We start from the raw sequence: 18,463 nt of genomic DNA, 5'->3' as shown, positions 1-18,463 counted from the left end.
TACTCATATTTAAGTAACGCCTTTTCCAATCAATCAAATTTTAGAATCTAAACTCTAATCCTATATTGGCACCAAAAGGATGTCCTGGCCTTAAACCAGCTGGTACTCTAGATGCAGCATAGACTTCATCAAGCATATTTATAATATTTCCTGTAAAACTTAGGTTTTTTGAAAAGTGGTATTTTGCGGAAAAATCAATAATAAAGTTTGAAGCTACTAATTCATCATCAGGAATATTCCCAGAACCCGCTAATGTTCTAAATTCTCCATTATAACGTCCACTAAGATTCAATTCATATTTAATGTGTTCAAATGACAGCATAACATTAAACTGATGCATTGGAATATATGGTAATTGGTCACCTTCATTAACCTCTCCCCAAATATCTTCATTACTTCCGAAGCTATTTAAAAACTCGGTATTGGTTAATGTATAACCCAATGTAACGGGTAATTTAAACTTCTTGTTATTTGGTAATAACTCATAATTTAATAATAATTCTAGTCCGCTTACAGCAACTTCCCCTGCATTGAATTGATCTAAAGACCCTGTGCCTCCTGTTGCTGCAAAATCGCTTCCCAATAAATTACTGTAATCGTTATAAAATCCAACCATTTCGCCTCGTAGTTGACCAATTGTGAAACGAGAACCTAATTCATAATTTATGCTTTCTTCAGGATCTTCTCCACTTTCACTACCAGGAGGTGAAAAACCTTTGTGCACACCACCGAACACAGCTGCATTATCTGAAAAGGCATAGTTAAAACCAATTCCTGGAATAAAAATATCAGCTTTATTTTCGCGAAATGCTAAATCGTTTCCTGTTCTATTTGCATCGTTGTTGCCAAAATTATCACGTTGAAGTATCATGTTTTCATAACGTAAACCTGGTGTAAGAGTTAGGTTATTGTATTTTAATTTATACATAGCATAAGCAGCAAAAGCAGTGGCACTGCTTATACGATTACCTTCTGCACCGCGTATTCCTAGAGATGTTCGTGTCATTTCTTGGTTCGCAATACTGTAACCATCTTCCCATTGAAAACGATCTTCTTCGTCGTAATGATAGCGAAGACCGACTTCAATATCATGAAACGTATTTTCACCATACCAGTGGTAATCAAGTTTTGTTTGTACTCCTTTTGAATAGTACACACGGTTATTGGCTTTTAACAATAAGGCATCTGATGCAGAATCTATATCTCCACGGACTATATCCATATGGTCGGAAAATTGTGTTGGGTTGTTTACAACATTGGCAATGCGTTGTTTATCACCATTAAAAATAACATCATCAAGCTTAAACCAGTTACGAGAAAACTTGTTGTAATAACCATTTGTAGTTATTCTAAAATTTTTGGTAAAATCCATGGTATGAGTTAACATCAGTTGAATTTGCTCTGCTGTCATCCTATCATCTTGTGAAGATGCATATCTACTATATGGTGAAGTATCAAAATCGGCTTCAGTTAGACCTAAATAGGTCTCATTAGACCTTTCATCATAATAATGAAATTTTGCTTCTAAAGCCTGTTTTAGTTTAGCATCAGGATTGGTGTTAACCCTAAATTTAGCAGTCACTTCATTGATGTCGAAACCAGTATTGCTATTATCTGGTAAATTTTTAAAGCCGTTAGATCCGAAATTCAGGTATTCTAACATATAGCCGAAATTTTGTTTGCTATCTCCAACTCTTGCCAATAGTTGTTGTGTATCAAAAGCGCCATAACTTGCTTTCACTTCACCATTTAATTTTTCTGGGATCTGAGCAGAAATGAAATTTATAGCTCCACCTGTTGTAAATGGGCCGAATTGTACCTGACTGCTACCTTTTAAAATTTCAACAGCTTGCATACGACCTACGGAAGGAAAGTAATATGCTGCTGGTGCACTATATGGTGCTGGCGCGATCAGTACACCATCTTCCATTAGTGATATTTTTGCACTTCTTTGAGGTGAAGTTCCTCTTAAACTTATGTTTGGTCTTAAACCAAAACCATCTTCCTCATAAAATGTAACTCCAGGAACAGATCTTAGAGCACGATTGATATCGGTATAACCGAATTTTTTAAGTTCTTTTGGGGAAATATAATAAGAAGATCCGGTTCTGTTTTTTGCCACATATTTACTTCCGAAAATGGCATTGGCATTAATGATGACTTCATCAAGCCTTTGTATTGAATCTTTTTGTTGTTTTTTACTCTTTTCTTGAGCTTGTAGGTTTACAAAACTAATTAATCCTAGTAATGATAAGGCTAATTTTAATTTCATTTATTTAGACTTATTAAAAATAATGATTTATTCAGCGTGCAAATTTAAGGTCTAATTTTAGCTTAAACAAGTTTATTTAGAATAAATAAAAATAATTTTTTTAATATTTTGACTTAGAATTAGTTACGAAATGTTAAATATTTTCCATGCTTATGTTTGGGTCTTAGTGATTTATTTTTAATGAAATAAAATGCATAGATTTATTCAGTTGAGATCTATTTATTTTATGGTCTTCATTAATTTAGACTTAATCATTTATTAATGTTTAATATGAAATAAAAAGTGTAAATTTGCATGCAATTATATCTTAATTGCCATGAAAGCACACGAAAACAAAATCCTAGGTGAAGGTCTCACTTACGATGACGTCTTATTAGTTCCAGCATTTTCTGAAGTTCTTCCTCGCGAAGTCAGTATTCAATCAAAATTTACGAGAAACATTACGATTAATATTCCTGTAGTTTCGGCTGCGATGGATACTGTTACAGAAAGTAAAATGGCTATTGCCATGGCGCAAGAAGGTGGTATTGGTGTGCTTCATAAAAACATGACTATTGAGCAACAAGCCGATAAAGTGCGTCGTGTAAAACGAGCTGAAAGCGGAATGATTATAGATCCTGTAACCTTACCACTAACAGCAAAAGTTGCAGATGCCAAACAAAATATGGCAGAGCATAGTATTGGTGGTATTCCTATAGTAGATGATAAAGGTACTTTAAAAGGTATTGTCACTAATCGCGATTTGCGTTTTGAACACCAAAACGATAAACCAATCGTAGACGTTATGACTAAGGAGAATTTGGTCACTGCAGCTGTAGGAACTTCTTTAAAAGATGCCGAACTAATTCTTCAAGAAAATAAGATTGAAAAATTACTTATTGTTGATGATAATTACAAGCTACAAGGTCTTATCACCTTTAGAGACATTACTAAAGTGACTCAAAAACCAAATGCCAATAAAGATTCCTTCGGAAGACTGCGTGTTGCGGCAGCCATTGGTGTCACTGGAGACGCTGTAGAAAGAGCTTCAGCTTTGGTAAAAGCAGGAGTAGATGCTGTAATTATAGATACGGCTCATGGCCATACTAAAGGTGTGGTGATGGTGTTAAAAGATATTAAAAAGAAATTTCCAAAGCTCGAAGTCATAGTTGGAAATATTGCCACAGGTGAAGCCGCAAAATATTTAGTAGAGGCAGGAGCAGATGCTGTAAAAGTTGGTATTGGACCAGGCTCTATTTGCACAACAAGAGTGGTTGCAGGTGTCGGTTTTCCACAATTTTCGGCAGTACTAGAAGTTGCCGCAGCAATTAAAGGTACTGGAGTTCCAGTAATTGCAGATGGTGGTATTCGTTATACAGGCGATATACCAAAGGCTATTGCTGCTGGTGCAGATACAGTGATGTTGGGATCACTTCTAGCAGGTACAAAAGAAAGTCCTGGAGAAACTATAATCTACGAAGGCCGAAAATTTAAATCTTACAGAGGTATGGGTTCTGTTGAAGCCATGAAACAAGGGAGTAAAGACCGTTATTTTCAAGATGTAGAAGACGATATTAAAAAGCTAGTACCAGAAGGTATTGTTGGACGTGTGCCATATAAAGGTGAATTATACGAAAGTATTCACCAGTTTGTTGGTGGTCTCAGAGCTGGTATGGGTTATTGTGGAGCAAAGGATATTGCGAATTTAAAGGAACATGGGCGATTTGTGAAAATTACAGCAAGTGGAATTAACGAAAGTCATCCGCACGATGTGACAATTACTAAGGAGGCACCTAATTATTCGAGGTAATTTTTACACCTGTTTCCTTGGTTTCTGAAATTTTTAATTTGGATTTTAAGAATAAAAAGATAGTAACGAAATATAAAATTCAATTCTATATGAATCCGAAAAATTGGTATCATTCTACACATTATATTTCATAGACAGACCGTTTTAGCGCATACACATAGATTCCTAAATTATTTCAAAAACTTTTAATTTAACTATTCCACTAATTAACTACATTTGCACCTGCTTGCCAAAAGCAGACTCGCAAAAAAATAAATTTATTACATGAAAGCCGGAATTGTAGGATTACCAAACGTAGGAAAATCAACCTTATTTAACTGTTTATCTAATGCAAAAGCGCAAAGTGCCAACTTTCCATTTTGTACCATAGAACCTAATATTGGAGTGGTTAATGTACCAGATCCAAGATTGTCTAAATTAGAAGAGTTAGTAAACCCAGAAAAAGTGATTCCTGCAACTGTAGAAATCGTAGATATTGCTGGTTTGGTAAAAGGGGCATCAAAAGGTGAAGGTTTAGGAAATCAGTTTTTAGCTAATATTAGAGAAACAGATGCGATACTTCACGTGCTGCGTTGTTTTGACAATGATAATATTGTACATGTTGATGGCTCTATAAATCCAATAAGAGACAAGGAAACCATTGATATGGAATTGCAGTTAAAAGACTTAGAAACTGCTGAAAAGAAATTGGACAAAGTAAAACGTGCGGCAAAAACTGGTAATAAAGAAGCGCAGAAAGAAGAAGCTGTTTTATTAAAAATAAAAGCAGGATTAGAAGCTGGTACTTCAGTAAGAGCGTTAGAGTTTTCAGATGAAGATTATTCAGATTTTGTAAAACCTTCTCAGTTTATTACAGACAAACCCGTAATGTATGTTTGTAATGTCGATGAAGGTGCTGCAACAACTGGTAATGCTTATGTTGAAAAAGTACGTGACGCTGTAAAAGACGAAAACGCCGAAGTTCTGGTTTTAGCAGTAGGTACAGAAGCCGATATTAACGAATTAGACGACTATGAAGAGCGTCAAATGTTCTTACAAGATATTGGTTTAGATGAACCAGGTTCAGCAAAGTTAATCAGATCAGCTTATAAGTTATTGAATCAGCAAACTTATTTTACTGCTGGTGTAAAAGAAGTAAGAGCTTGGACGGTTACTATTGGTTCTACTGGGCCACAAGCGGCAGGAGTCATCCATACTGATTTTGAAAAAGGCTTTATTAGAGCAGAAGTGATTGCTTACGAGGACTACGTGCAATACGGAAGTGAAGCTAAAGTTAAGGAAGCTGGTAAAATGCGAGTAGAAGGGAAGAATTACGTGGTTAAGGATGGTGATGTGATGCATTTCTTGTTTAATGTGTAGTTGTTGATTCGTTTAACAGTTTATTTGTTTAATTGTTTGTCAGTGTGAGTCTGTCGAAGACATCGATAGGATAACGCTTAGATATTGTGTGACATTTTATTAATAATTGGGTCTTAATCTAAAATTATATTATGCCCCTAATTACCGTTAAAACTAAAATCGATGCAGATATTAATGTCTGTTTTGATCTCGCTAGAGATATTGGCTTTTATTACAAGTCCTTAAAAAAGTTTACCGAAATACCTATAAGAGGCAAAACTTTTGGTTTAGTTGAAAAGGGTGATTATACTACTTGGGAAACAAATCATCTCATTTTTGCGCAACATCTTATCTTACGCGTTACAGAATTTGAATCACCTTACCTATTTGTGGACGAAATGGTAAAGGGAGAGTTTAAAGCCTACAGGCATGAGCATGTCTTTAAAGAAGATAGTAATAAAACAGTTATGATTGATAAATTCTATTTTGAATCTCCTTATGGGGTTTTAGGTCAGATTGTGGATTGGCTATTTTTAAAACGACATCTAAAGCGGCTGCTGATTACTAGAAATGCTTTATTAAAGCAAAAAGCCGAAAACCGAAGTTGAGTTTGTTGCTTTAGTGATTAGGATTCGTGATCTATCTGGTTTGAATATCATATTTGTGACACTATCATATGTATTCAACATAATTCAAATAAGGTTTTGTAAGCTATTAGATTTATATACAATTAATATTCTGGGAGAAGAATATTGTGGTGAGTTTTCTCTTTTTCTGTCATTGGTCTTTGCTTGGATATCGTAATTCCCAAATTTTTAGTTTTCGAATAAAAATAAACTGCTTTAATTTTCTATAATGAAATCTAATCAAACTTTCATTTACGGGGTTTTTCTCGGTATTATTGGTGTTATACTATTTTCATCTAAAGCAGTGATGGTAAAATTAGCTTACAAGTATCATATTGATGCACTTAGTATGCTTTTACTACGAATGTTGATTGCATTTCCGTTTTACATAGTTATAGCCTATTACTGTAGGAAAGAAGGAAAACAAACGTCGAATCGAAAGGATTATTTATGGTTAGTCTTTTTTGGGTTTGTAGGTTATTATTTGGCGAGCTATTTCGATTTTGTAGGCTTAACCTATATAAAAGCAAGTTTAGAGCGCATCATCCTATTTATATATCCAACGATTGTGCTATTGTTTAATAAATGGTTTCTAAAAAAGGCTATTACTAATAAACAAAAGCTGGCTATCTTAATAACCTATATTGGTATTGTAGTAACCTTTGGAAGCGAAGTTTCAATTTCAGGTAACGAAGCTTATTTAGGTGGCTTCTTTGTGTTATTAAGCGCTATAACGTATGCCTCTTATTTAGTTGGTAGTGGCTGGTTGATTCCGAAATTTGGAGTGATGCGTTTTACAGCTTATGCCATGTTGGTATCTTGTATTTGCGTTTTTATACACTTTGGGATTTTTTCAAAAGTCAATATTTTTAATTTTCCTTGGCAAGTTTATGTTTTAGGCTTGTGTATTGCTGTTTTTGCAACAGTTATTCCGTCGTTTTTGGTATCTATGTCTATAAAACTAATCAATTCATCAAACTTTGCGGTTATTGCAGGTATTGGTCCGATTTCTACAATAGTTCTGGCTGTAATCTTTTTAAATGAACGTCTTACTTTACTTCAGGTTGTTGGAACCTTAGTTGTTATTTCTGGAATTCTATTAATTTCAAAAAGCAAGCGGAAATAAGGTATCTACCTCAGACAACTCGCTTTTTAGAATCATATTTCATTAATACTAATGTTCTCAACATTTTGAGTATATTATTGTTAATTACTTTACGCCATCCATATTTCATTTTTTATGGTATAGTCTTATATTAGCCTTCCAGCAAAAATTTTACTTAATTCTATGGCAGCACAGTCTAACTATACTGAAGATAATATACGCTCACTCGATTGGAAAGAACACATCCGAATGCGACCTGGTATGTATATCGGTAAGTTGGGTGATGGGTCTTCGCCAGATGATGGTATTTATATTCTTCTTAAGGAAGTTTTGGATAACTCTATTGATGAGTATGTTATGGGAGCTGGTAAGACCATTGAGATTTCTGTGCAAGGCGAACGTGTTATTGTGCGCGATTATGGTCGTGGTATTCCTTTAGGAAAAGTGGTAGATGTGGTTTCTAAGATGAACACTGGTGGGAAATATGATTCTAAGGCTTTTAAAAAATCTGTAGGTCTAAACGGTGTTGGTACAAAAGCTGTAAATGCATTATCATCTTATTTTAGAGTAGAATCTACAAGAGATGGAAAATCAGCTTCTGCTGAGTTTGAACAAGGAAATCTTACAGATCAAGAACTTCTAGAAGATACATCAAGGAGAAAAGGAACGAAAGTATCTTTTATACCAGATGATGTCATTTTTAAAAATTATAAGTATCGTAGCGAATACATCGTTAAGATGCTGAAAAACTATGTATACCTCAACCCTGGGCTAACTATTGTTTTTAATGGCGAAAAATATTATAGCGAAAATGGACTAAAAGATTTACTAGCTGAAAATATTAGCGAATCCGATATGTTATATCCAATCATTCATCTAAAAGGTGATGATATTGAAGTTGCATTAACACATAGTAAAACGCAGTATAGTGAAGAATACCATTCGTTTGTAAACGGACAGAATACCACACAGGGTGGAACGCATTTAGCAGCGTTTAGAGAGTCGTTGGTAAAAACGATTAGAGAGTTTTACGGTAAAAATTATGAGGCTTCAGATATTAGAAAGTCTGTAGTTTCTGCTATTGCCATAAAAGTTATGGAACCTGTTTTTGAAAGTCAGACAAAGACCAAATTGGGTTCTACAGATATGGGAGGTGATTTACCAACAGTTAGAACTTATATAAACGACTTTGTAAAAAAGAATTTAGATAACTTTTTACACAAGAATCCGGATTCAGCAGAAAAAATACAGCGTAAAATTCTGCAGGCTGAACGTGAGCGTAAGGAACTTTCTGGTATTAGGAAATTGGCAAAAGATAGGGCTAAAAAGGCTAGTCTTCATAATAAAAAATTACGTGATTGTCGTGTGCACTTTGGTGATACTAAGAATGAGCGTAATCTTGAGACAACCTTATTTATTACAGAGGGAGATTCTGCATCTGGTAGTATTACTAAATCACGTGACGTTAATACGCAAGCGGTATTTAGTCTAAAAGGAAAGCCTTTAAACTGTTATGGACTAAGTAAAAAGATTGTTTATGAGAATGAAGAGTTCAATCTTTTGCAAGCTGCTCTAAATATTGAAGAATCCCTTGAAGATTTACGTTATAATAATGTTGTTATTGCCACTGATGCAGATGTTGATGGTATGCACATTAGACTGTTATTGATTACATTTTTCTTGCAATTTTTCCCAGAGGTCATTAAAGAAGGTCATTTGTATATTTTACAGACACCATTGTTCAGAGTGCGTAATAAGAAAGAGACCATATATTGCTATTCTGAAGACGAGAGGCGTGAAGCGATAGAAAAATTAAAGCCTAAACCAGAAATTACGCGTTTTAAAGGTTTAGGTGAAATTTCGCCTGATGAATTTGTACACTTTATAGGTGAAGACATGCGTTTAGATCCTGTGATGTTAGAAAAAGATATGTCCATTGAAGAATTACTCTCTTTCTATATGGGAAAAAACACACCTACAAGGCAAAAATTCATCATTGAAAATCTTAAAGTTGAACTTGATCTAGTAGAAGACACTATATGAGAACGGATAACAGAAGTGTTAAAAATAAAATTATTTCCATTTACTTTTTGTTATTGGTAGCTGCAATATTATTAGCTACAGTATTTAAATCCTATGGTGTAGTTCCATACGCTTCATTGTATGTGTTTTTAGGTTTATTTATCGTTTTTATTTTTGTGCATTTTATAGCAAGATATTTTGAGTACGACAGTGATGGTGCAAAATTGATACTAATTAATAAAGGATTGATTTTAACCGATTTTATTAATTACAGACAAAAAAAAATAGAATTTGCTAAGCATAAATTATTGAGTTATAAAGTCCATAATTATTTAATTTACAAAACGCTAGTTCTTTCCATTCAACATAATGGTAATGTACAAGATGAGCACTTCAATGTTACACTTTTAAATAGAAGAAAATTAAAATATGTAAAGCAGTCTTTGAGGAGAATTATAAAACATAATAATAAGCATAAACAAGGAGAGTAGATGTCAGAAGAAAATGATGAATTGTTGAATGAAGATAATAGTAACCAAGAGACAATCACTAAGGTTACTGGAATGTATAAAGATTGGTTTTTAGATTACGCCTCTTATGTAATCTTAGAACGTGCTGTACCAGCTATTGAAGATGGTTTTAAACCTGTACAGCGTCGTATAATGCATTCAATGAAAGATTTAGATGATGGTCGTTATAATAAAGTAGCGAACATTGTTGGTCATACGATGCAATACCATCCACACGGAGATGCAAGTATTGCAGATGCAATGGTGCAAATTGGCCAGAAAGATTTGTTGATTGATACCCAAGGTAACTGGGGAAATATTTTAACAGGTGATCGTGCAGCTGCTTCTAGATATATTGAGGCAAGATTGTCAAAATTTGCTTTAGATGTCGTTTATAATCCAAAAATCACAGAATGGCAAGCCTCTTATGACGGCAGACGTAAAGAACCTATAAATCTACCAGTAATGTTTCCGTTACTTTTAGCTCAAGGAGGTGAAGGTATTGCTGTAGGTTTATCTACAAAGATTTTACCACATAATTTTATAGAACTTATTGATGCTTCAGTAAAACATTTAAAAGGAAAACGTTTTACTATTTTACCAGATTTTCCAACTGCTGGTATTGCAGATTTTACAAATTATAACGATGGTTTGCGCGGAGGAAAGGTTCGTGTTAGAGCTAAAATTGCGCAACAGAGCAAAAACACATTAGCAATCACAGAAATTCCTTTTGCTACAACGACCTCATCGCTTATAGATTCTATTTTAAAAGCTAATGATAAAGGTAAGATTAAGATTAAAAAAATCGAGGACAACACTGCTGCAGAAGTAGAAATCCTAATCCATTTGCCATCTGGTTTATCTCCAGATAAAACTATTGATGCGCTCTATGCTTTTACAAGTTGTGAAACCTCTATTTCACCTTTAGGTTGTGTTATTGAAGATAACAAACCTTATTTTGTAGGTGTTACGGAAATGTTACGTCGTTCTACTGACAATACAGTGGAGCTTTTAAAAAGTGAATTAGAAATAAAACTTGGTGAATACGAGGAACAATGGCATTTTGCTTCACTAGAACGTATTTTTATCGAAAAGCGAATCTATCGCGATATAGAGGAAGAAGAAACATGGGAAGGTGTTATTAACGCTATAGACGAAGGACTTCAGCCACATATTAAACATTTAAAACGAAAAATTACAGTTGAAGATATTACGCGTTTAACTGAAATTAGAATTAAGCGTATTTCAAAATTCGATATTGATAAAGCACAACAAAAGATTGATGCTTTAGAAGATCAAATTGCTGAAGTAAAACATCACTTGGCTAATCTAATTGATTATGCTATAGCGTATTTTGAAAGATTAAAAAAAGATTACGGAGAAGGAAAAGAACGCAAAACAGAAATAAGAGTCTTTGAAGATGTTGATGCTACCAAAGTTGTTATAAGAAACACGAAACTTTATGTCAATAGAGAAGAAGGTTTTGTTGGTACATCTTTACGACGAGATGAGTATGTATGTGATTGTAGCGATATTGACGATATCATTGTCTTTACCAAAGAGGGTAAGATGATGGTTACTAAAGTAGATTCTAAGACCTTTATTGGTAAGAATATAATTCATGTTGCTGTGTTTAAGAAAAAAGACAAACGTACAGTGTATAACATGATTTACCGTGATGGTAAAGGTGGTCCATCTTATGTGAAACGTTTTGCTGTTACAAGCATGACCAGAGACCGTGAGTATGATTTAACCAACGGAAGCAAAAATTCTGTGTTATGGTATTTTTCTGCAAATCCAAATGGGGAAGCTGAGGTAGTTACAATAATGTTGCGCCAGGTTGGAAGTATAAAAAAGTTAAAATGGGATTTAAACTTTGCTGATATTCTTATTAAGGGTAGAGCATCTAAGGGTAATCAAGTCACCAAATATGCTATAAAACGTGTTGAACTTAAAGAAAAGGGTGTTTCAACATTAAAACCACGTAAAATTTGGTTTGATGATACAGTTCAACGTCTTAACGTTGATGATAGAGGTCAGTTAATTGGTGAATTTAGAGGTGAAGATCGTTTATTGATTATTACACAATCTGGAATGGTAAAAACAATTATTCCTGAGCTAACTACCCATTTTGATAGTGATATGATTGTACTAGAAAAATGGATTCCTAAAAAACCTATTTCTGCTATTTATTATGATGGTGAGAAAGAACGTTACTACGTTAAACGTTTTTTAATAGAACAAGAAGGAAAAGAAGAATCTTTTATATCAGATCACTCAAACTCTCAACTGGAGATTGTATCCACAGATTGGAGACCAATGGCTGATGTTGAGTTTACCAAAGAACGTGGTAAAGATCGTAAACCTAATATGGAGGTTAATCTTGAAGAATTCATTTCGGTTAAAGGAATTAATGCTCTTGGAAACCAATTAACTAAGGATAAAATTAACCAAATTAGTTTATTGGATTCATTACCCTACGAAGCACCAGAAGAAGTGCATGCGGATGAGTTAGAAGTAATTGATGAAGAAACAGTTTCTGAAACTTCAGATACTAATTCTAATGTAGGTAATTCGATAAATGAGGACACTAGTGATAGTGATGATATGGATATTGATGATAAAGGGCAGGCTAAACTTTTTTAATCTTTAGAAATAATAATTTTAAATTTTTCTATAAGAAGTTTAGAAAATGCTTCAGCACCTTTTTTAGACATATGTGTTGCGTCTTTCCAAAGTGAGTTGTCTTTTATGTCTTTATAAAGGTTGCTGTAATCCCAATAGTTTAATCCTAAATCTTGCATAATTTGATTAAGCTTTGTGTTGTCAGCGCTACAAGTATCATTATATATTGGTGAGGTAACAAATAGAAACGTTTTATTCGGTGACTTATCTACAAAGGTTTTAATGGATTTTAAATAATCTAAAGCTATAACATTAACCTCATGATTATCTGAGCACTCTTTATCAGAATCAAAATTTGATAAAACAGTATCTCTCATAGATTCTTGATCAGGACTTACAGAAATGGGATCGTAACCATTATAGGTTTTGTAATTGTAACTGGGTCTAAAATAATTTTTTGTAATACCAATCGCATTGCCATTATAATTCATACTATAATAGAACTTTTGCAATACAGATAATTGACCGGATTTTTCAAGAGCAGAAGTTATATCAGTATCTCTTTGGTATTTGGTTTTTAATCCTCTAATATCTGAACCATCATAGTCAGCATCAAAAAAATTCTTTGTATCAATATGCACTAAAACGAGTTGTTTTTTGTCTTCTAACAACGTATTTATGAGTGTACTATTATAAGCAATACCAATACCATCAATACCCATATTATAACCGTTTTCACTGAATAAATCGACATCAATATGGCGATTAGCTCTAGAGTTTCCGAAAACTAGAAAGTCAGTGGAGTCTTTTATAAATAAGAATTGATTGAGCTTACCAATAGATTGCCCAGACATTACTTTATCACTAATCTTATTTAGACCAAAGAATACTAATTTATCCAGGCCATAGCTAATTAATAGCGTAAGAATAATAATTTTAAAAAACTTTTTAGCGATTTCTATGTTCATAATCTAAAATTGAAAATAAATAAAGTTTTCAGCTGTTGAATAGAACAGGCAAAGCATTAATATAATTACAGATACTATAAACGAAAGTTTTACAGCGTTAAAACGAACACCATAATCTTCTAATGGAATATTAGATCTAAATATCTTAAGATCAATTAAAATACCAATTGATATTAAGAGCAAAGCGTTTACAAAAGCATTAATATCACCAATAAATATTGAACCATAATTGAAACTAAGAATTTCAGTGACTATTGTTGATGCCGACTGAAGATCTGGAGCTCTAAAGAAAATCCAAGAAATTAGTACAACGAAGAAGGTATATATATAACCTAAAGCATTAAATGTCGTTATTTTTAACGCTGAAAATGTATATTTTTCAAAACTTAAGAATAAACCATGAATAGCTCCCCAAATCACAAAATTCCAGGAGCTTCCGTGCCATAAGCCTCCAAGAAGCATAGTTAACAATAAGTTTCTGTATGTAATAACAATACCTTTTCTATTTCCTCCAAGGGATATGTATAAATAATCCCTTAACCAAAAAGAGAGCGACATGTGCCAACGTCTCCAGAATTCAGTTAAAGTTTTTGAGAAGTAAGGGAAATTGAAATTTCTGTTAAAATTGAATCCAAATAATTTAGCACTACCAATGGCAATATCGGAATAACCAGAAAAATCAAAATAGATCTGAAAGGCATAAAATACGGTAGCAACAAGAAGTGTTGAACTATTATGAATTTCGTAGTTTCCATAAACAGAATCTACATAAACACCTAGGTTATCTGCAATAGCAACTTTTCTAAATAGCCCAATAAATATTTGAAAAATACCAGTTTTTATTAATGTAATATTAAGATTTCTTTTCTTTTCAATCTGAGGTATTAAGTTAGAAGCGCGCTCAATAGGACCAGCTACAAGTTGCGGAAATAAGCTTACAAACGTAAAAAAGCCTACTATATCTCTACTTGCTTTAATCTGTCCTCTATAAATATCAATACTATAGCTTAATGTTTGAAATGTATAAAAACTAATACCAACTGGTAGAATAATGTTTAGAGTCAGATCATTGACTTCCCAACCAACAGTTGACATAGTATTAGCAAAGGAATCGGCAAAAAAGTTGTAATATTTAAAAACTCCTAAAAGTCCTAAATTAGAACAAAGACTGACAAGCAACCAACGTTTTTTATTTTTATCTCCAACAGCTTGCTCAATCTTTTGTCCGACAAAATAATCCAAGAATGAACTGAATAAAATAAGCGACAAAAATCTATAATCCCACCAGCCATAGAATACATAGCTAGATATAAGCAATAAGATGTTCTGATTTTTATAATTATTCTTAAGTAACCAATAGATAATAAAAACTATAGGTAAGAAAATTAGATATTCTATCGAGTTAAAAAGCATTAACTGAGTGTTTTACAGATTTGGGTTCTTTTAAAAACGTGATAAATGTTGCGAAATATAGTAAATCCAAATTCTCCCATCCTAAAAACACCACATATTTTAGTTAAGCGGATTAAAAACAACGTTCTATAACTTTTACAGAGTCTTAATTAGTGTTCTGGACTATTTCTTTTTGACTGTTTTAAAATTCAAAAACTCAACAAAAAGTGAAAATGCAATTGCAAAATAGAGATATCCTTTTGGTATGGCACCAACTGTTTGACCAAAGAACTCAGTTTCAGACAGGTGAGCAGCTTCGGTAATAAGCATAAAACCTATTAAAATTAAAAAAGCAAGCCCTAAGATTTGAACACTTGGGTATGTATCTATAAATTTTCTAATAGGATTAGCAAAACCAATCATAATGCCAATAGAAATCATTACAGCTATAATCATTAAGACCAACGTGTAATTATGATTTGGATGCAAACCATTGGTCATACCAACAGCAGTAAGGATAGAGTCGATGGAAAAAATAAAATCAATAATTAAAATTTGAATAATAGCATTACTGAGCGATTTTATGACTTTAGATTTTACTTCATCTTCGTCATGCGTTGGTGTTTCAACTTTTTCCCTTATTTCAGAAGTACTTTTATAAATTAAAAACAAACCACCAGTAAATAGAATTATTGCCTGCCAACTTATTCCAGCAGATAACCAACTTGTTTCAATGGTGTAAAAAGGTTCACTCAATCCAACTAAAAAAGATACAAAGAATAATAATACAACACGTTGTACCAATGCGAATATGAGTCCAAGGTTAGTAGCTTTGCTACGTTGATGTTCAGGAAGTTTATTTGCAGCAATAGAAATAAATACAATGTTATCTATACCGAGTATAATCTCTAAAAATGTTAGCGTTATCAATGCCATAATAGCATCGTAAGTCAATAAAAAATCTAGCATATTAATTTATCTTTTTTGCTACACCTTTTTCTATTCGCCATTCTCTGTTAGGCTTTTTAATAGCTCGTTTATATTCAAAAGTATAGGTATTGTCTTTAGTAGAAAGTATTTTCATGTGAATATCATCTTTCTCTGAGTTATTTTTAGGGTTAATTGTTTTAAGAATAAATTCACAATCATTTATCCAACGAACAGAAGAAGAGTCCACTTTGTCTTCAAAATAGTCAATGCTTAATGTGTCTGTTCGTATAAATCGGGCAGTTTTTTCAGTACCATTAACAGTATAATTAAACTCAAATGTACCTGTTTTAAAATCCGAACAATTGCGTTCTACATTATAACAATTAGTTAATAATAGCATTGCGATAAATAAAATAATTAGCCTCATCATAAATCTTTGGGTAAAGATAATGAATCGCTAAATCAATTTTAAGGCTTGTAGCTTTTAAAAGTTCCGTCTTTATAGAAAATAATTATTTTTTCTATTTCAGAGTCAGATTTTGGATATGCCTCTGATGTTTTAGATTCGATTTTGGGTTCTGATATATTTGAATTTGGAGATTCTGAAATTTTTGGCTGACTAGGAAATTCTCCCTTGCCATTCATTAACCAATACAATTCAACCTCAGGATAGGCGTGTAGCACTTTCATTACAAAATCTAAACTTGGCTTATTTCTGCCAGAAAGGACATGAGAAATACTAGACCGTTGCACACCAATTTTTTCTGCAAAACCAGAAGCGGTTTCACCATAAAAATCAATAACTTTTTGCAGTCGTTCAGTAAATTTGGCGGAGTTTATCATTGTAAACTTTTATTCTGCTAATAGAACGTTACAAAAGTAAACATTAGTATTTGTAATATCTAAAATAATTCATTTTTGTAATAAAATAATGTAAAGTAAAAAATAATATATTAATATATAAAATATTGAATATCATATATTTATATGACGAAAAATAAATACGTTGAATTATTTTCAATTTTAGTATGTTGTCTGATACTTTAATTTATGTTATTTGTATAATATTGTAACAAAAGCCGTAAGTTAATTGTTTACAATTGTAAAATATCAAATGATTACTTTTGTAACTTAATAAAATTCGATAATGCAATTACAGCAAATTAATAGTTTGTATTCTTTATTAAAAACACCAAAATTATTTGGTCGTTATGTTACCAATTCTCACATAGAAAAGTGTTTAACAAAATTACCGAAATCATTAATTTCTGTTGTTGGCTATTCTGTTGAGGAACGACCTATTTATAGTTTAAGATTTGGTAATGGACCAATTAAAGTTTTGTTATGGTCGCAAATGCATGGCAATGAATCTACGACTACAAAGGCACTTTTTGATTGTTTTAATCTTTTTGAAACCAATAATGAGATTCCGAATCGTATTTTAAAGGCATGTACGTTAATGGTTATTCCTATTTTAAGTCCAGATGGTGCAGAGCGTTACACACGTTTAAATGCCAATAAAATTGATCTTAATAGAGATGCTCAAGACTTATCTCAGCCCGAAAGCAGAGTATTACGAGAAGTTTATACCGACTTCAAACCAAATTATTGTTTTAATTTACATGGGCAACGTACTATTTTTGGTGCTGGAACTTCGGGTAATGCAGCCACACTATCTTTTTTATCACCTTCTCAAGATGAAAAACGCTCCTTAACCCAAAACAGAAAGACTGCCATGGCAATCATTTCGCAGATAAATGAATTATTGCAGACCGAAATACCTTATGCAATTGGGAGATATGATGACGGATTTAATTTTAATTGTGTTGGCGATACATTTCAAAATTTTGGAGTTCCTACACTTTTATATGAAGCTGGTCATTATAAGAATGATTATGAAAGGGAAGAGGTAAGGCGTTTCATTTTTATTGCCCTTATAAAAGCTCTGGTCGTTATATCCGATGGCATATATATTTCTGGTAGCAAAGACTATTTTGAAATTCCTGAAAATTCGAAATGCTTTCACGATATTATTATAAGAAATGCAAGAATTTCTGAAGATGATGATAATGTGCTTATTGATGTAGCAATTCAATACAAAGAAGTCTTGAAAGCTGGTAAAGTTGAATTTATTCCTGTTGTTGAGAGAATTTCGAAGTTAGAAAAATTCTTTGGTCATAAAGAAATAGATGTAAAAGGTGCTTTTGTAAAAACTTTGGAAAATTTAGAGCTAAAAGTGGGTTACGAAAACGATTTCGTATTAGTGAATAATAAGAAAATACCACTTTTTGTTTAAAATAATTCAATCAAAATGCGTTATTGTCAATAAAAATCATCTATTTTTGCTTATCTAATAAATATAATTCAATTATGGCAAAATTCAAATTAGACGAAGTTGACCACCAAATTCTAGATATGCTTATCGATAATACTAGGATTCCTTTTACAGATATTGCAAAAAAATTATTGATTTCTGCGGGTACAGTTCATGTTCGTGTAAAAAAAATGGAAGAGGCTGGTATTATTAGAGGATCATCTTTAACATTAGATTATAAAAAACTAGGGTATTCTTTCATAGCATATGTTGGTGTCTTCTTACAGAACACATCACAAACCAAATTTGTCTTAGAACGCATTACAGAAATACCTTATGTTACTGTTGCACATATTACGACTGGAAAATTTAATATTTTCTGTAAAATTAGAGCTAAAGACACAATGCATGCAAAGGAAATTATATTTATGTTAGATGACATTGATGGTGTTTATAGAACAGAAACTATGATTTCGTTAGAAGAAAGCCTTAATGACAAAAAGCGGTTAATGCACACTATTTTTAATGAGCTTTAAATAACGTGATTTTACAATATAAAGCCTTTAGTTATTC

General features: G+C 32.6%; 15 protein-coding genes. 9 read left to right on the top strand and 6 right to left on the bottom strand.

Going from position 1 to position 18,463, the window contains the following annotated elements:
* Positions 1 to 40: 40 nt before the first annotated feature.
* Positions 41 to 2,272, bottom strand: coding sequence for a TonB-dependent receptor family protein (locus SJY34_RS03570; protein ID WP_400078979.1), 2,232 nt, complete (start codon positions 2,270 to 2,272; stop codon positions 41 to 43).
* 316 nt (positions 2,273 to 2,588) lie between these two features.
* Here SJY34_RS03570 and guaB point away from each other — a divergent pair, with 316 nt between their 5' ends.
* The 7 genes from guaB to SJY34_RS03535 all read left to right on the top strand — a co-directional run bounded on the left by guaB (position 2,589) and on the right by SJY34_RS03535 (position 12,307).
* On the top strand, positions 2,589 to 4,061 hold the full coding sequence (gene guaB, locus SJY34_RS03565) for an IMP dehydrogenase (protein ID WP_400078977.1): 1,473 nt from the start codon (positions 2,589 to 2,591) through the stop codon (positions 4,059 to 4,061).
* A gap of 264 nt (positions 4,062 to 4,325) precedes the next feature.
* The gene (gene ychF, locus SJY34_RS03560) at positions 4,326 to 5,420 is read left to right on the top strand and encodes a redox-regulated ATPase YchF (RefSeq protein ID WP_400078975.1); all 1,095 of its coding nucleotides are present in this window, start codon (positions 4,326 to 4,328) and stop codon (positions 5,418 to 5,420) included.
* Positions 5,421 to 5,551: 131 nt separating this feature from the next.
* Positions 5,552 to 6,007, top strand: coding sequence for a cell division protein (locus SJY34_RS03555; protein WP_400078973.1), 456 nt, complete (start codon positions 5,552 to 5,554; stop codon positions 6,005 to 6,007).
* A gap of 247 nt (positions 6,008 to 6,254) precedes the next feature.
* Complete coding sequence (locus tag SJY34_RS03550) at positions 6,255 to 7,151, top strand: DMT family transporter (protein ID WP_400078971.1); 897 nt, start codon at positions 6,255 to 6,257, stop codon at positions 7,149 to 7,151.
* Positions 7,152 to 7,313: 162 nt separating this feature from the next.
* Positions 7,314 to 9,173, top strand: coding sequence for a DNA topoisomerase IV subunit B (locus SJY34_RS03545; protein WP_400078969.1), 1,860 nt, complete (start codon positions 7,314 to 7,316; stop codon positions 9,171 to 9,173).
* Positions 9,170 to 9,643, top strand: coding sequence for a hypothetical protein (locus tag SJY34_RS03540; protein WP_400078967.1), 474 nt, complete (start codon positions 9,170 to 9,172; stop codon positions 9,641 to 9,643). Before SJY34_RS03545 ends, SJY34_RS03540 begins: the two co-directional genes overlap by 4 nt.
* Positions 9,644 to 12,307: a DNA gyrase/topoisomerase IV subunit A gene (locus tag SJY34_RS03535; protein ID WP_400078965.1), complete on the top strand. Its 2,664-nt coding sequence runs from the start codon at positions 9,644 to 9,646 to the stop codon at positions 12,305 to 12,307.
* Here the strand turns inward: SJY34_RS03535 and SJY34_RS03530 are convergent.
* The 5 genes from SJY34_RS03530 to SJY34_RS03510 form a co-directional block, all read right to left on the bottom strand.
* Positions 12,304 to 13,254 (bottom strand): hypothetical protein, encoded by a 951-nt coding sequence (locus tag SJY34_RS03530; RefSeq protein ID WP_400078963.1) that lies wholly within the window; start codon positions 13,252 to 13,254, stop codon positions 12,304 to 12,306. The genes SJY34_RS03535 and SJY34_RS03530 overlap by 4 nt on opposite strands.
* Before the next feature lie 3 nt (positions 13,255 to 13,257).
* On the bottom strand, positions 13,258 to 14,667 hold the full coding sequence (locus tag SJY34_RS03525; protein ID WP_400078961.1) for an MBOAT family O-acyltransferase: 1,410 nt from the start codon (positions 14,665 to 14,667) through the stop codon (positions 13,258 to 13,260).
* 162 nt (positions 14,668 to 14,829) lie between these two features.
* Positions 14,830 to 15,615, bottom strand: coding sequence for a TerC family protein (locus SJY34_RS03520; protein ID WP_400078959.1), 786 nt, complete (start codon positions 15,613 to 15,615; stop codon positions 14,830 to 14,832).
* Between the two features lies 1 nt (position 15,616).
* Positions 15,617 to 16,006: a hypothetical protein gene (locus SJY34_RS03515; protein ID WP_400078957.1), complete on the bottom strand. Its 390-nt coding sequence runs from the start codon at positions 16,004 to 16,006 to the stop codon at positions 15,617 to 15,619.
* Positions 16,007 to 16,044: 38 nt separating this feature from the next.
* The gene (locus SJY34_RS03510; protein WP_400078955.1) at positions 16,045 to 16,419 is read right to left on the bottom strand and encodes a helix-turn-helix domain-containing protein; all 375 of its coding nucleotides are present in this window, start codon (positions 16,417 to 16,419) and stop codon (positions 16,045 to 16,047) included.
* A gap of 304 nt (positions 16,420 to 16,723) precedes the next feature.
* Between SJY34_RS03510 and SJY34_RS03505 the strand changes: the two genes are divergently transcribed.
* On the top strand, positions 16,724 to 17,872 hold the full coding sequence (locus SJY34_RS03505; protein WP_400078953.1) for a M14 metallopeptidase family protein: 1,149 nt from the start codon (positions 16,724 to 16,726) through the stop codon (positions 17,870 to 17,872).
* 74 nt (positions 17,873 to 17,946) lie between these two features.
* On the top strand, positions 17,947 to 18,426 hold the full coding sequence (locus tag SJY34_RS03500; RefSeq protein ID WP_400078951.1) for an Lrp/AsnC family transcriptional regulator: 480 nt from the start codon (positions 17,947 to 17,949) through the stop codon (positions 18,424 to 18,426).
* The last annotated feature ends 37 nt before the right edge of the window (positions 18,427 to 18,463 follow it).

This window comes from Winogradskyella sp. R77965 (genome assembly GCF_044594915.1).
Taxonomy (GTDB): Bacteria; Bacteroidota; Bacteroidia; order Flavobacteriales; family Flavobacteriaceae; genus Winogradskyella.
This window is presented reverse-complemented; position numbering and strand designations above follow the sequence as displayed.

Coding starts and splice junctions, on each gene's coding strand:
- SJY34_RS03545 (WP_400078969.1), top strand. CDS start 7,314: ATGGCAGCACAGTCTAACTATACTGAAGATAATATACGCTCACTCGAT.
- SJY34_RS03515 (WP_400078957.1), bottom strand. CDS start 16,006: ATGATGAGGCTAATTATTTTATTTATCGCAATGCTATTATTAACTAAT.
- SJY34_RS03525 (WP_400078961.1), bottom strand. CDS start 14,667: ATGCTTTTTAACTCGATAGAATATCTAATTTTCTTACCTATAGTTTTT.
- SJY34_RS03550 (WP_400078971.1), top strand. CDS start 6,255: ATGAAATCTAATCAAACTTTCATTTACGGGGTTTTTCTCGGTATTATT.
- SJY34_RS03570 (WP_400078979.1), bottom strand. CDS start 2,272: ATGAAATTAAAATTAGCCTTATCATTACTAGGATTAATTAGTTTTGTA.
- SJY34_RS03540 (WP_400078967.1), top strand. CDS start 9,170: ATGAGAACGGATAACAGAAGTGTTAAAAATAAAATTATTTCCATTTAC.
- guaB (WP_400078977.1), top strand. CDS start 2,589: ATGAAAGCACACGAAAACAAAATCCTAGGTGAAGGTCTCACTTACGAT.
- SJY34_RS03520 (WP_400078959.1), bottom strand. CDS start 15,615: ATGCTAGATTTTTTATTGACTTACGATGCTATTATGGCATTGATAACG.
- SJY34_RS03505 (WP_400078953.1), top strand. CDS start 16,724: ATGCAATTACAGCAAATTAATAGTTTGTATTCTTTATTAAAAACACCA.
- SJY34_RS03555 (WP_400078973.1), top strand. CDS start 5,552: ATGCCCCTAATTACCGTTAAAACTAAAATCGATGCAGATATTAATGTC.
- SJY34_RS03500 (WP_400078951.1), top strand. CDS start 17,947: ATGGCAAAATTCAAATTAGACGAAGTTGACCACCAAATTCTAGATATG.
- SJY34_RS03535 (WP_400078965.1), top strand. CDS start 9,644: ATGTCAGAAGAAAATGATGAATTGTTGAATGAAGATAATAGTAACCAA.
- SJY34_RS03530 (WP_400078963.1), bottom strand. CDS start 13,254: ATGAACATAGAAATCGCTAAAAAGTTTTTTAAAATTATTATTCTTACG.
- SJY34_RS03510 (WP_400078955.1), bottom strand. CDS start 16,419: ATGATAAACTCCGCCAAATTTACTGAACGACTGCAAAAAGTTATTGAT.
- ychF (WP_400078975.1), top strand. CDS start 4,326: ATGAAAGCCGGAATTGTAGGATTACCAAACGTAGGAAAATCAACCTTA.